This window comes from Acinetobacter sp. FDAARGOS_494 (genome assembly GCF_003812225.1).
Classification (GTDB): domain Bacteria; phylum Pseudomonadota; class Gammaproteobacteria; order Pseudomonadales; family Moraxellaceae; genus Acinetobacter; species Acinetobacter baumannii.
In genome coordinates, this window is sequence record NZ_CP033866.1 from 2,293,032 (window position 1) to 2,306,357 (window position 13,326).

Consider the following 13,326-nt stretch of genomic DNA (forward strand, 5'->3'; position numbering starts at 1 on the left):
TCATATGAGTTATGCATAATCTTCTCAGAATAAAGGCAAAATATGATGTTAACTTCTAAGGCTTCGCTACGTTTAACGCTACTTGCTTCTGCGATATTTTTGGTGGCATGTCAGCCTAAAAGTGATCCTAAAGAGTCGGAAGATCAGCAAAAACCGGCTGTGGTTGAACAAAAGCCTGTAGAACTGACTTTGAAAGGGGAAACAGTTCCAAGTAAAGTGACTTTACCGGATTGTGATGGTAAAACTTGCCCTGAATTTACGGTAGAACGCCTACAAAGTAATTTCCCTTTTATTGATAAGATTATTGATCAACAAGTTTTAAAAGCACTCGGACAGATTCTTGAAATTGCAGAACCAGATGCAAAAGCAGCACAAGCTGATAAGAAGACAGAAGCTTCAGTAGCTGCCGCTACAGAGCAACAAGATAGTTTCGATGCTCAGGTTCAGCGCTATGCAAATTCATTTATTGATTTGGACAATGAATTAAAGGCTCTAAGTAGTAATCACCAGATTAATCTGTTGGTGAAACCTAAAATCATACAGTCTCAAGGTAAAGTCGTAACTGTTGTTGTAAATAGTAGTAGCTATTTAGGCGGGGCACATGGCTCGGCAGCGCAGCAATATTATAATTTTGATTTAAAGAAAGAAAAGCAGGTCAAGCTTGAAGACTTGTTACGTCCAGAGAAAAAAGCGGCTTTAGAAAAATTAGCACATGAAGCGTTTAAAGCTTGGGTGACAGACTCAAAACTTGCAAATAGTGTGAGTGAATATGAGCAAGCTTGGCCGTTTAAACTCACAGAAAATTTCCTATTAGGTGACCAAGGCTTGATTCTTCAATATGGCGAATATGAAATTGGACCTTATGTGGTCGGGCTACCTCGTTTAGTCATTCCATATGACCAATTACAAGAAGTATTGAAAGAAGAATATTTGCCGCAGCCTAAAGCTAAACCAGCTTCGACACCTGCCGCAAAAAGTGCCAGCTAATGCATCTGTTTGATACTCATACCCATTTTGATGTTGCCGATTTTGATGAAGATCGGCACCAGTTAGCACTTGAAGCTAAAAAAGTGGGTGTGGATGCTCTGGTGTTAATAGGCTTTTTACAGTCACGTTTTGATGATTTGGTACAAACCCATCATCAGCTCAAGCAGTGGGACAACGTGCCTACTTCTTATTTAGCACCGGGGTTGCATCCGTTTTATATTGAGCAGCACAAACCAGAGCATCTTTCTCATCTTGAACAGATTTTGCAGCAAGAAGACTGCGTCGCAATAGGAGAAATCGGCTTAGATACCTTCTTAAAGGAACACAAGCAGCCCGATATATATGCCAAGCAAAAACAGTATTTTGGTGATCAGTTAGATCTGGCAACTCAATACCAAAAACCGGTGTTGCTTCATATACGAAAAGCACATGGTGATGTGCTCGCACTATTAAAAGCGCATAAGTTTAAACTCGGTGGCATTGCTCATGCCTTTAGTGGCGGAGTAGAGGAGGCAAAAGGCCTGATTAAGCTTGGTTTTAAAATTGGTGTGACGGGACAAATCACGAACCCCAATGCGAAAAAGCTTCATACGGTTGTGCAGGCTATAGGTGCCGAGCATTTAGTGATTGAAACAGACTGTCCTGATATGACGCCACTTTGCTGCCAAACTTCAACTGAGCAGCGTACTCGAAATACGCCTGTGAATTTACCTTATGTACTAAAAAGTTTGGCTGAAAATTTAAATATGGCAGAGTCAGAATTAGCAGATTTGCTGTGGAAAAACTCTTTATCTGCTTTGAAATTATCGTAATAAAAATCAAAGATTAGAAATAGTAACTAAAACAAAACACAGCGATTAAAAAAGAAGCTTAAAGTAAGAAAACAACATGTAAAAACGTGAAAAATAACATTGCCAGACATGGGAGGATAACCCAATGGCTAAGTATAGCAATATCAATAGTTTTAATGCTTTACAGACGCTAACAGTAGGTTCCAGCAATTATCAGATTTTTAGCTTAACCCAAGCCGAGAAAAAGCTAGGTGACATTGCCAAACTGCCGAAATCATTAAAAGTACTGTTGGAAAACTTATTACGGTTTGAAGATCAGCTCAGTGTTAAAACAGAACACATTTATGCTTTAGCTGAGTGGCTAAAAACCCGTACCTCAGATCAAGAAATTCAATATCGACCTGCACGGGTTTTAATGCAAGATTTTACCGGCGTTCCGGCAGTCGTTGACTTAGCCGCAATGCGTGCTGCAATGGCTGAAGCGGGGGGTGACCCTGAAAAAATTAATCCGTTATCACCTGTAGATTTGGTTATTGACCACTCTGTGATGGTAGACCATTTTGCCGATGATCAGGCTTTTGAAGAAAACGTTCAAATTGAAATGCAGCGAAATGGCGAGCGATATCAATTTTTGCGTTGGGGACAATCTGCATTTAATAACTTTAGTGTTGTGCCACCAGGTACCGGTATTTGCCATCAGGTCAATTTAGAGTATTTGGCTCAAGCAGTGTGGTTAGGTGAAGACAACGGACAAACCTTTGCTTTCCCTGACACCTTAGTGGGTACAGACTCACATACCACTATGATTAATGGTCTAGGGGTATTAGGTTGGGGTGTTGGGGGGATTGAAGCAGAAGCTGCCATGTTAGGCCAACCTATTTCTATGCTCATTCCTGAGGTGATCGGTTTTAAACTGACTGGAAAATTACAAGAAGGGATTACGGCAACTGACTTGGTGCTTACCATTACTCAAATGCTTCGCCAAAAAGGTGTAGTGGGTAAATTTGTCGAGTTCTATGGAGATGGCTTAGCCGACTTACCACTTGCTGACCGTGCAACCATCGCTAATATGGCACCTGAATATGGTGCAACTTGTGGTTTCTTCCCAATTGATGAAGTGACTTTGGGTTATTTGAAATTAACTGGTCGTCAAAGTGACCGTATTGCATTGGTTGAAGCATATAGCAAGGCGCAAGGTTTATGGCGTAATGCGGGTGATGAACCTGTGTTTACAGATACGTTAAGTTTAGATATGAGTACGGTTCAGGCAAGTTTGGCAGGTCCAAAACGCCCTCAAGACCGCGTACTTTTATCGGAAGTACCTAAAACGTTTAATGCGCTCATGGAATTAACCCTTAAGCCAGCCAAAGAAGCGAAAGAACGTTTAGAAAATGAAGGCGGTGGCGGTACGGCTGTAGAAGCGACCAAAGCCAATATTCAGCATGAAAGCCCATCTTGTGTAATTGAAGGGCAAGAATATCCATTAAATCATGGTGATGTCGTGATTTCAGCGATTACTTCATGTACCAATACTTCTAACCCAAGTGTCATGTTGGCAGCCGGTTTACTTGCTAAAAAAGCAATTGAAAAGGGTTTGCAGCGTAAACCGTGGGTAAAAAGTTCACTTGCGCCTGGTTCTAAAGTCGTGACCGACTATTTATTGGCGGCTGGGCTTACGCCGTATTTAGATGAGTTGGGCTATAACTTGGTTGGTTATGGTTGTACAACGTGTATTGGTAACTCAGGTCCTTTACCTGAACCAATTGAAGATGCGATTCAGTGTCATGATCTAAACGTGGCATCTGTACTTTCGGGTAACCGTAACTTTGAAGGGCGTGTGCATCCATTAGTTAAAACCAACTGGCTTGCCTCACCACCACTTGTGGTTGCCTATGGTTTAGTTGGGAATATCCGTACAGACTTAACGACTCAACCAATCGGGCAAGGTAAAGATGGGCAACCTGTTTACTTAAAAGATATCTGGCCAAGTCAGGCAGAAATTGATGCTGTCTTACAAAAAGTAAATACCGACATGTTCCACAAAGAATATGCTGCGGTGTTTGATGGTGATGAAAGCTGGCAAGCGATTCAGATTCCAAAAAGTAAAACTTACGAATGGGCTGATGACTCGACCTATATTCGTCATCCGCCGTTCTTTGAAGGTATTGGTGAGCCACCAAAACCAATCAAGAATATTGAACAGGCACGTATTTTGGCAGTGCTTGGTGACTCGGTAACCACTGACCATATTTCACCAGCGGGTAATATCAAAAAAGACAGTCCAGCTGGCCGCTATTTACAAGAGCAAGGTGTTGAGCCAAAAGACTTCAACTCTTATGGTTCACGACGTGGTAACCATGAAGTCATGATGCGAGGCACCTTTGCTAACATTCGTATTAAGAACGAAATGCTCGGCGGCGAAGAGGGCGGTAATACCATACATGTGCCAAGTGGTGAGAAGCTTGCCATTTATGATGCGGCAATGCGTTACCAACAAGAACATACACCGCTTGTGATTATTGCTGGTAAAGAATACGGAACAGGTTCTTCACGTGACTGGGCTGCCAAAGGAACGAACTTGTTAGGTGTAAAAGCTGTCATTGCTGAAAGTTTTGAACGTATTCACCGTTCAAACTTGGTGGGTATGGGCGTGTTGCCATTACAGTTTGTTGATGGCCAAACCAGACAGTCCCTCAACTTAACGGGTCATGAAGTCATTTCGATTCGTGGTTTATCGGATGGTATTCAGCCTCATGAAATTCTTGAGGTTGATGTGAAAGGGCCAAATGGGGTAGCCAGTCATTTTAATGTGTTATGTCGAATTGATACGTTAAATGAGGTTGAGTACTTTAAGGCAGGTGGTATTTTGCATTATGTACTTCGGAATTTGATTGCTTCATAAATGTCTATTTTTCAAAAGCTATATAAAAAAGCCTTATATTCATGAGGCTTTTTTATTGTCTTTATTTAATGGATAAGCTAAATATAAATAAAATAATTTTTGTTATAAGAAGAAGCAATTATGGGTAGAGATACAGTATTTTTAAAAGTTGAATCTCGATTGGGATATGATTTTTCAGGGGATATAAAAATAGGAGGTAAATATACCTCATTAATTGAACACGCTGGACTTGTATTTATTAGTGGTCAAATTCCAAGAGTGGGAGATACGGTACAGATTTGTGGAAAAGTTGGATTAGATGTTGATTTATCAGATGCACAGCTTGCTGCAAGTATTAGCACCATGAGAGCTTTAGCAATTTTAAAACAGCACTATGGGACTTTAGATGTTATTGGAAAAGTTTTACAAATGAATGTATTTGTTCATTCAACGTCATCTTTTATACAGCAAAGCGAAGTTGCTGATGGAGCATCTGAAATACTTTATGAAATTTTGGGTTTAGATACGGGACGGCATACACGTACATCGGTCAGCGTGTACCAACTTCCAAAAAATGCATCTGTTGAAATCAACTTCATTTTTGCTTTGAAATAAAAGTAAGTTGGTGGAATTCAATTATTGCAATTTTACTGGGTATTTTTATTTGTAAGAGCGGCAAGACGCTCTACGTAAAAAACAGTAAAATATATGGTTTGATTTTTTAGAGAAAGCCATTTCCATGTCCGATTTACCACAAAATGATGAATATGACCGCCGTTTTGCAGGTGTAGCCAAAATTTATGGTGATTCATCGTTCCAGCACTATGAACAAAGTCATGTGATGGTGATTGGTATTGGTGGGGTCGGCAGTTGGGCAGTAGAAGCTTTAGCGCGTACAGGTATTGGTGAGATCACATTAGTCGATATGGATGTGGTTGCGGCATCAAATGTAAACCGTCAGCTACCTGCAATGACCTCAACTCTGGGCTGTGAAAAAGTTGAAATTATGGCGGAGCGTTGTCGCCAAATTAACCCACGCATTAAAGTCAATATTATTGATGACTTCTTAACACCTGAAAATGTTGCAGAGCTTTTAAACCCTGTACCAGACATTGTTTTGGACTGCATCGATGATGTTAAAGCAAAACTGGCTTTAATGCTCCATTGTCGTTTTAATAAAATTCCTTTAATTGTATCCGGTGGAGCAGGGGGTAAGCTCGATCCACTTAAAATTCGCGTGGCGGATCTATCAAAAACAGAACAAGACCCAATGTTAGCGAAGCTACGTAGTCAGCTTCGTGCTCGTGGCATCTGTAAAAAGCCAAAAGAGAAATTTGGCATTACCTGTATTTACTCAATCGACAATCCATTTTCAAGCGCAGATGTCTGCCCATCGGCTGGCTTGCGCTGTGGTGGCTATGGTTCAGCGGTGGTGGTGACTTCAAGCTTTGCCATGATTGCTGTGGCTGAAGTTTTGAAAAAGCTCGATTTAAAGAAAGCCTAATTTAAATATGGAAAAGGCATGCGCTTATGTGAGTGCATGCCTTTTGTTTTGGGAAAAACTATTTAATCATATAGCTCTATATTGTCTTGTTTGGGCTGTGTGGGTAGTTGCTGATCATAAAATTTAAAGCACCATAAAATTAAAATAACAATGGTGCATATTGCGAAACCTTTTAAATACTTCATGAAGAATTCAATCAAGTGAATAGTCTTAATAAAATTCTAGCGAAGGAGATCTATCTAATCTAATATAGAAAATAGACCAAATTATCTAATTTTGAGATGATAATGCTCACATTAAAACAATTCCAATATTTCATAAAAATTGTTGAAGAAGGGAGTTTTACTGCTGCTTCCGAAAAGCTATTTATTGCTCAGTCTGCTTTAAGTCGACAAATGAAACTATTAGAAGAAGAAATTGATTTTCAGTTGTTTGATCGTACGGACAAAAGAGCAAGACTCACGCCAGCGGGAGAGGTCTTCTATAAGAAAATAAAAGATAACTTGCTTTATTTAAATGAAATTATTGACCTGTCTAAAAGTGTTTCGGAAGGGAAAAATCGACAGATTAAAATTGCTCATTCCAGCAGTATTGTCGTGGATAATACAAAGGTTCAGATATTAAAAGAAGTTAGCCTAACGCAGCAGTTGAGCTTTGAGATTAATACCTTATCATCCGAGCAGCAAATCTTAGCGTTATTAAATGGTGAAATTGATATCGGTTTGATCCGCCCACCAGTTCGGCATACTTTAGATGGTATAAATACTCTTAAGTTATATGAAGAGCCTTTAATGGTGGCTGTGCATATTGATCATGCCAAGTTTGCTAAATCAGAAAAGGTTTATTTAAAAGACTTAAAAGATGAGTGTTTTGTATCAACACCTCATGCCGAAAGAGGAGGCTTAAGTTATTTGGTCGCAAATCTGTGTTTAGCCGCAGGATTTACCCCACAAAAAGCCTCCATTCAGTCGCGTAAGATTTCACAGTTACAGCTCGTGGCGGCAAATTTAGGGGTAGGTATTGTTCCTGCGGAGTTTCAACAAATCTTACCTGCCAATGTAAAACTAATACCTTTGGAAGATTCCCTATCTCTTTCGGAAGTTTTACTGGTCTATAGAAAAGGCCATGATGAAATCATTCAGCACTGCGCCGAGCAAATTCATCAAATGTTTCTATCTTAGAAGTGAATTAGCCTAATCTATAGTAAGTATAGGTGACGTTATCATCTTTATAGACGTCATAACTACTTTGTTTAAAGTCCGACACCCATTCGCTTCCTGTGTAACCAGCGATATGACCGTAAATATGGTTGCGGGTTCTGTGAATGATATAAATGTCGCCTTCTTGTGGCTCATCAAAGGCTGGATTTATTTCTTTATAGCCAATTTTCTTGAGGGTATCGCCCCAATCAGATGCTGCAATCGGATGATTTTCAACATCGGCACCAGCAGACTCAAGCGCAATACGGATGCTACGTGCACAACGCGCTTTACTGCGTCTAGAGGTAATACTTTCTAATTTAGCTACGAATTTTTCTACATCAATGGCTGGAGGAGTGTTGGTTTCAGTGGAGTGATTATTGGGTTTCATGGTGAATGGATAAGGGAGGCTTGGTGTGCTGTGGGATACAACAATGGCTGCCTGATTTGAATCCTGATACATATAGTTATCAGCTACTTGTCCGTCATAAATAATCATCGTGAAATCTCTACCCGTACTACCTATATCCGTATTTAGAAAATCACCACCTACCTGTGGCGTTCAGAGATACTAATGGCCCAAACTTAAAAGTTTTGTTTATGTTATGTAATAACGTATCTTTTTGCCAGTTTTTATTTCTGGCTATGGAAAAAAGGGCTAATTAAAAGAGCTTTTGAAATTATACAAATTAAGTTTTTGATATTATTGAATATAAATAATTAATCAGAGCTTAATTTTGAATATTTCGAGCCAACATTTGCGAATATACTCAAAATCTAAGTCTCTGATTTAAAATGCCACATTTTCTTACAATTTTAGAAACATGGGCTGGCTTAAAATTGGTGTTCCTTTAAATACTCTTCAGTACGGATAATAGCAGCTTGCATATTATGAATTGCATTCTCGACGTCAGTTAAAGTTTTTGCATTTCCACCACTTAGAGCTTGTCGCCATTTGCGAGCGCCCGGTAAATTTTGGAATAGACCTAAAATATGACGTGTAATGATAGAGAGGGGTGCACCTTCAGCTAGACGTTGTTCAATATACGGTAGCATTTGTTCCATAATATCGAAACGATCTGGTGCTTCTAGGTTCCAAAGTTGGCCGAGCTCAGCAAGTAAGTAAGGGTTGTGATAGGCTTCACGGCCAATCATGACGCCGTCAACGTGCTGTAAATGAGCTTGAGTTTCGGCAAAAGTTTTAATACCACCATTAATTTCAATAGTCAGATGCGGGCGTTCTTGCTTTAAACGGTAAACATCTTCATAGCGTAGCGGTGGTACTTCTCGGTTTTCTTTTGGAGACAAACCTTTCAATATCGCAATACGGGCATGTACAACAAAGTGAGTACAACCTGTTGCTGCTACAGTATCTACAAAGTGCAGCATTTCTTCGTAAGACTGCATGTCATCAATACCGATACGGTGCTTAACCGTTACCGGAATATTCACCACTTTTTGCATGCTGTGAATACATTCAGCGACCAAGTCTGGCTCTGCCATTAAACATGCACCGATTTTATTGTTCTGTACACGGTCACTTGGGCAGCCTACATTCAAGTTGACTTCGTCATAACCCCAGTCTTCAGCCATTTTTGTGCAAGTGGCAAGTTCTTGTGGGTTTGAGCCGCCAAGCTGCAATACGATTGGGTGTTCTTGAGCGTTATAGCCCAAATGGCGTTTCGCATCGCCAAATAGAATCGCGCCCGTAGTCACCATTTCTGTATAAAGCACAACGTTTGGGTTAAACAACCGTGCAAAGAATCGGTAGTCCTTTGTAGTCCAGTCCATCATTGGGGCTACTGAAATACGAGGTTGTAACGATTGAAGTGATTGCATAACCGATAGACCCAAAAGTCGCTAAATTAAAGAAAGGGCAGCATTATACGGGGTTTAGTCCTGAATCGACAGTGGCATTTAACTGCGTAATTTATAACCGCCCTTATGTTAAATATAGAAAGATGATTTTTAACAAATTACCTTATAGCTAAGCCATTTGCTTTTTTTGTAAGAAAGCATCAATCATGCTAAATAAAATACAAAATACAACGAGTCCCACACCTGCTAGGCAAGTCATGGTCCATCCACCACGATTCCATGCAAAAATCCCTAATGCTGAACCGGCTGCACCACCAATAAAATAAGTAGTCATATAAATAGCATTAATACGAGATTTAGCATCGGGACGTAAACGGAAGATAATACTTTGGTTGCTGGTGTGAACAAGGGCAAGTGCCAATTGAATTAAAGCAAAACCAATAACATAAGCTGAAAGTAGAGTTTGTCCGAAATAGAAACAAATCCAGCTTACCAAAAATAGCCCGCAACCCATCCAAGTGAGTAAACGTGTGTAGCCTTGGTCGGCATATTTGCCGATATAACGTGTTGATAACGCACCAAAGATACCGACTAAAGGTACCAGTCCAATAAATAGATCGGGTAAATGATGTGCCGAGGTCAGTAGTAACGCGTTTGTTGAATACAAAATACTCACTGACGCAAAGGCGAATGCACCTGTAAGCGCTCTTAATAAAAGTCGCTTTTCCTGCTTTAAAAGCTGAGCCATGGAAACAAAGATTTGTCCATAGTTCAGTTTCATACGCATGACATAAGGTAGGCGGCTTTTTAAGGTATAGGCCAACAGAAGCATTAATATACCACTTATGGCATAAACGACTTTCCAGTGGAAAAGGTTGGAAAATAAGCCAGCCAGACTGGTAGAGAGTAAAATCCCGACCAATAAGCCACTCATTAAAAAACCAATAATCTCACCAGTTTTTTCAGGTTTAACCGTCATTGTTGCAAGAGGAATAAGCACTTGAGCTGCAACTGAAAACAAACCCGCTAAAATTGTACCGATCCAGAGCATAGGTAAGTTAACAGCAAAAGCAGAGGTAAATAGGCCAACTGCACAAAGCATCATTAAAAACGGAATAGCTTTGGCTTTATTGACGATATCCCCCATTGGCACAATAAAGAGTAAACCTAAGGCATAAGACACCTGAGCAAATGTTACTGTTAAAGCAGCTTGTGCTTGAGTTACAGCAAAATCTTGCTGAATAGAGTGAATTAGGGGTTGGCAATAGTAATTCACACCTGCACATAGGCCACATGCTGCTGCCATCAACCAAAGTAAAGGTTTATTTTGACTGATATCTTCAGGGGTAGACATGATGTTCTCTCGATTTTATTAAGTGTATGCCGTTGCTTCGACTTCAATGAGCATATGTTCTAGTGCAAGACGCGGCACAGGAATGAGTGTGCAGGCTGGAAAAGGATGATTTTTCCATAAATCCTTCATAATTTTAATCAAAATCTCATGTTTTTCTACCGAATGGTCAACAACTAGAATTCTTAAAACAGCGATATCCGTAAGTTCTGCATTGGCAGCTACTAACGCATATTTAATATTTTCAAATGCTTGTAGGACTTGTTCACTGAAATGAGAACTTAATTGACCTTGTTGGTCTTCGCCACCTTGACCTGCAATATGAATAATATTGTTAAAATTACTTACTACAGCGATATGACTGTAAGCGTTAGGTGTTGGGTCATATAAAGTAGAAGGATTTATGATTTTAAAAATTTCTTTGTTCATGGAACTCAACCGTTTAATAAAATTTAGATGAGTATCCAACCTCAACTTAAGTTGAGGTCAAGAGCATTTAGTGTTTTAGTCTTTTCTTTCTTAAAGTAATCATCATTACACCGACTATATTGAGGAAACAACCGACCCATTGCCATATATTTAGGTGTTCATTTAAAAAAGCAACGGCAAGCAAAATCGTTAAAACTGGTCCGATCGAAGCAATCATTGCAGATTGAGATGCTCCGAGACGCTCAATGCTTTGCATAAGCATAACGGTAGGTAAGACAGTGACTAAAAAACCTAAGCCAATCCCGTACCAAATTACACTTGAGGGAAGTTGTAATAGGAGTTGAAACGGGTGAGGGGTACTTAAAGTGTAATGGGTTAATGTACCTATACAGGCAACTGTTAAAGCTAAGCCTGTGAAATTCCAAGAACCAAATTTTTTAATTAATGGTGGAGTCAGCAGTAAATAACCGGCAAAAGCTACAGCGCTAGCAAATACAAAACTTGTTCCGAGCCAAAAGTTGCCCTGAATTGGTGCATTGTTGTGCTCTTGCAGCATCACTAACACGGTTCCACCATAACTAAGAAAAATGGCGAATAAACTTTTTACATCTAATTTTTGTTTGTAGAGCAGACTTGAAGCGATCACGGTAAGTGTGGGATATAAAAATAGGATGATTCGCTCTAAAGAAGCGCTAATAAACATGAGGCCCATGAAATCGAGCCAGCTGGCAAAGTAGTAGCCTAACAGACCGGCAAAAATTAAAATTAGCCAATCCTTCTTTTTTATGCCCTGATTATGATGCCTATTGAACCAGCAAATTAATAGAAAAAACGGTAAAGCGCTTAACATCCGTAAAGCCATCAGGACTGTACCGTCTACTAATGGAGAAAGGGCATAAGTTTGTTTAATGAAAATCGCTTTTGTGCTGAATAGAAAAGCAGAGCAAAGCGCAAAAAAAGACCCAATTTGAAACGAAGATAAAGAAATTTTCATATACAGGACTGTATAAGAGAGACTATTGTCTGCAAAAAAAAGAAAAATCTTCCTATATTACACCTCAAGTCAAATATCGTGAATCATCAGTTCAAAATATGGGTATTTATTAAATAAATAGTGGGTGGTATTTTCAAAAAGTTCAATTAGAATCCAAATTCTGTACAAAGAATACACATGGGGGAAACATTGCGGGTTGCAATGTTTTTGACAATGAGAAATTAGCTTGAGGAACGCTCATGCAGATCGGAATCCCAACCGAAACTGTCGTCGGTGAAAATCGTGTAGCTGCTACGCCAGAGACAGTAAAGAAGTTGATTAGCGCTGGTCATAGCGTTGTGATTGAACGTGGTGCTGGTGTAAAGGCTGCGTACATTGACAGTGCTTATGAACAGGTCGGTGCAACCATTACGGATGATGCCTATACGGGTAGTCAAATTATTTTGAAAGTTCGTGCGCCACAAGGCGGGGAAATTCAAAAACTTGCAGCAAATACAACTGTTGTAGCAATGTTTGATCCTTATCGTAATACCGAGCTAGACCAATTTGCGAATCAGCAAGTGTCTGCTTTTGCTCTGGAATTGCTTCCTCGTACGCTTTCTCGTGCACAAAACATGGATGTGTTGTCTTCTCAAGCAAACTTAGCTGGTTATAAATCAGTTTTGCTTGCGGCTGCTGAATATCAACGCATGTTCCCAATGCTTATGACTGCTGCTGGTACTGTAAAGCCTGCACGTGTTGTGATTATGGGTGTTGGGGTTGCAGGCCTTCAAGCGATTGCTACTGCAAAACGTTTGGGTGCAATTGTTGAAGCAACTGATTTGCGTCCAACAGCAAAAGATCAGGTTGAGTCTTTAGGTGGTAAGTGGTTAGACGTACCAATGTCTGAAGAAGAACAGCAACGTGCAGCAGATGCAGCAAAAAATGGTTATGGCTGGATGCCGGGTGAGCAATACATCAAAGACCAAGCTGCGATTGTAGATAAGGCTGTGTCGAATGCCGATATCGTGATTACAACAGCATTGTTGCCAGGTCGTGATGCACCGCGTCTGATCAAAGCTGAAACTGTTGCCAAAATGAAACCAGGCTCTGTCATTTTAGATATGGCAGTTGAAACAGGCGGTAACGTTGAAGGTTCTAAAGTTGGCGAAACTGTTGTCACTGAAAATGGCGTAAAAATTTTGGGTATTCCAAATATTCCGGCCACTGTTGCGACAGAAGCTTCTGCATTATATGCACGTAACGTTTTTAATTTCGTAGAGACTTTATTCGACAAAGAGAAAAACTTTGCGATTAATCAAGAAGACGAAATCCAAAAAGCCCTATTGGTCACTCATGGCGGTCAAGTGCTGCTTAAGCGTGGTTAAGGAGA

General features: G+C 40.0%; 13 protein-coding genes. 7 read left to right on the forward strand and 6 right to left on the reverse strand.

What is annotated here, in order from left to right; translation table 11 throughout:
* The first annotated feature begins 45 nt into the window (after positions 1–45).
* From EG365_RS11075 to EG365_RS11095, 5 genes are all read left to right on the forward strand, one after another.
* A complete protein-coding gene (locus EG365_RS11075; protein ID WP_000958109.1) occupies positions 46–987 on the forward strand; it encodes an RsiV family protein in 942 nt (313 codons plus the stop codon).
* Positions 987–1,799: a TatD family hydrolase gene (locus tag EG365_RS11080; RefSeq protein ID WP_000549986.1), complete on the forward strand. Its 813-nt coding sequence runs from the start codon at positions 987–989 to the stop codon at positions 1,797–1,799. Before EG365_RS11075 ends, EG365_RS11080 begins: the two co-directional genes overlap by 1 nt.
* A 124-nt stretch (positions 1,800–1,923) precedes the next feature.
* Positions 1,924–4,680 (forward strand): aconitate hydratase AcnA, encoded by a 2,757-nt coding sequence (acnA, locus tag EG365_RS11085; protein WP_001151979.1) that lies wholly within the window; start codon positions 1,924–1,926, stop codon positions 4,678–4,680.
* Between the two features lie 120 nt (positions 4,681–4,800).
* The gene (locus tag EG365_RS11090; protein ID WP_000532213.1) at positions 4,801–5,274 is read left to right on the forward strand and encodes a RidA family protein; all 474 of its coding nucleotides are present in this window, start codon (positions 4,801–4,803) and stop codon (positions 5,272–5,274) included.
* A gap of 124 nt (positions 5,275–5,398) precedes the next feature.
* Positions 5,399–6,163, forward strand: a complete 765-nt coding sequence (locus EG365_RS11095) for a ThiF family adenylyltransferase (protein WP_001281716.1) — start codon at positions 5,399–5,401, stop codon at positions 6,161–6,163.
* A gap of 62 nt (positions 6,164–6,225) precedes the next feature.
* On the opposite strand, the gene EG365_RS11100 is transcribed toward EG365_RS11095, so the two are convergent.
* On the reverse strand, positions 6,226–6,348 hold the full coding sequence (locus EG365_RS11100; RefSeq protein ID WP_001984446.1) for a hypothetical protein: 123 nt from the start codon (positions 6,346–6,348) through the stop codon (positions 6,226–6,228).
* Positions 6,349–6,450: 102 nt separating this feature from the next.
* Here EG365_RS11100 and EG365_RS11105 point away from each other — a divergent pair, with 102 nt between their 5' ends.
* A complete protein-coding gene (locus EG365_RS11105) occupies positions 6,451–7,344 on the forward strand; it encodes a LysR family transcriptional regulator (protein WP_000956775.1) in 894 nt (297 codons plus the stop codon).
* 7 nt (positions 7,345–7,351) lie between these two features.
* On the opposite strand, the gene EG365_RS11110 is transcribed toward EG365_RS11105, so the two are convergent.
* From EG365_RS11110 to EG365_RS11130, 5 genes are all read right to left on the reverse strand, one after another.
* The gene (locus EG365_RS11110; RefSeq protein WP_000587862.1) at positions 7,352–7,861 is read right to left on the reverse strand and encodes a hypothetical protein; all 510 of its coding nucleotides are present in this window, start codon (positions 7,859–7,861) and stop codon (positions 7,352–7,354) included.
* Positions 7,862–8,196: 335 nt separating this feature from the next.
* Positions 8,197–9,201: a tRNA dihydrouridine(20/20a) synthase DusA gene (gene dusA / locus EG365_RS11115; protein ID WP_001191173.1), complete on the reverse strand. Its 1,005-nt coding sequence runs from the start codon at positions 9,199–9,201 to the stop codon at positions 8,197–8,199.
* 148 nt (positions 9,202–9,349) lie between these two features.
* Entirely contained in the window at positions 9,350–10,534 is a 1,185-nt protein-coding gene (locus tag EG365_RS11120; RefSeq protein WP_000106695.1) for an MFS transporter, read from the reverse strand.
* Positions 10,535–10,552: 18 nt separating this feature from the next.
* Entirely contained in the window at positions 10,553–10,960 is a 408-nt protein-coding gene (locus tag EG365_RS11125) for a RidA family protein (protein ID WP_001031013.1), read from the reverse strand.
* A gap of 67 nt (positions 10,961–11,027) precedes the next feature.
* Positions 11,028–11,954, reverse strand: coding sequence for a DMT family transporter (locus EG365_RS11130; RefSeq protein WP_000703577.1), 927 nt, complete (start codon positions 11,952–11,954; stop codon positions 11,028–11,030).
* Between the two features lie 239 nt (positions 11,955–12,193).
* Between EG365_RS11130 and EG365_RS11135 the strand changes: the two genes are divergently transcribed.
* Positions 12,194–13,321 (forward strand): Re/Si-specific NAD(P)(+) transhydrogenase subunit alpha, encoded by a 1,128-nt coding sequence (locus EG365_RS11135; RefSeq protein ID WP_001165468.1) that lies wholly within the window; start codon positions 12,194–12,196, stop codon positions 13,319–13,321.
* Positions 13,322–13,326 lie beyond the last annotated feature (5 nt).

What these genes read in the sequence shown, in the direction of transcription:
- EG365_RS11110 (WP_000587862.1), bottom strand. Translation starts at nt 7,861, where the DNA reads ATGATTATTTATGACGGACAAGTAGCTGATAACTATATGTATCAGGAT.
- EG365_RS11120 (WP_000106695.1), bottom strand. Translation starts at nt 10,534, where the DNA reads ATGTCTACCCCTGAAGATATCAGTCAAAATAAACCTTTACTTTGGTTG.
- EG365_RS11090 (WP_000532213.1), top strand. Translation starts at nt 4,801, where the DNA reads ATGGGTAGAGATACAGTATTTTTAAAAGTTGAATCTCGATTGGGATAT.
- EG365_RS11135 (WP_001165468.1), top strand. Translation starts at nt 12,194, where the DNA reads ATGCAGATCGGAATCCCAACCGAAACTGTCGTCGGTGAAAATCGTGTA.
- EG365_RS11125 (WP_001031013.1), bottom strand. Translation starts at nt 10,960, where the DNA reads ATGAACAAAGAAATTTTTAAAATCATAAATCCTTCTACTTTATATGAC.
- acnA (WP_001151979.1), top strand. Translation starts at nt 1,924, where the DNA reads ATGGCTAAGTATAGCAATATCAATAGTTTTAATGCTTTACAGACGCTA.
- EG365_RS11130 (WP_000703577.1), bottom strand. Translation starts at nt 11,954, where the DNA reads ATGAAAATTTCTTTATCTTCGTTTCAAATTGGGTCTTTTTTTGCGCTT.
- EG365_RS11105 (WP_000956775.1), top strand. Translation starts at nt 6,451, where the DNA reads ATGCTCACATTAAAACAATTCCAATATTTCATAAAAATTGTTGAAGAA.
- EG365_RS11075 (WP_000958109.1), top strand. Translation starts at nt 46, where the DNA reads ATGTTAACTTCTAAGGCTTCGCTACGTTTAACGCTACTTGCTTCTGCG.
- dusA (WP_001191173.1), bottom strand. Translation starts at nt 9,201, where the DNA reads ATGCAATCACTTCAATCGTTACAACCTCGTATTTCAGTAGCCCCAATG.
- EG365_RS11100 (WP_001984446.1), bottom strand. Translation starts at nt 6,348, where the DNA reads ATGAAGTATTTAAAAGGTTTCGCAATATGCACCATTGTTATTTTAATT.
- EG365_RS11080 (WP_000549986.1), top strand. Translation starts at nt 987, where the DNA reads ATGCATCTGTTTGATACTCATACCCATTTTGATGTTGCCGATTTTGAT.
- EG365_RS11095 (WP_001281716.1), top strand. Translation starts at nt 5,399, where the DNA reads ATGTCCGATTTACCACAAAATGATGAATATGACCGCCGTTTTGCAGGT.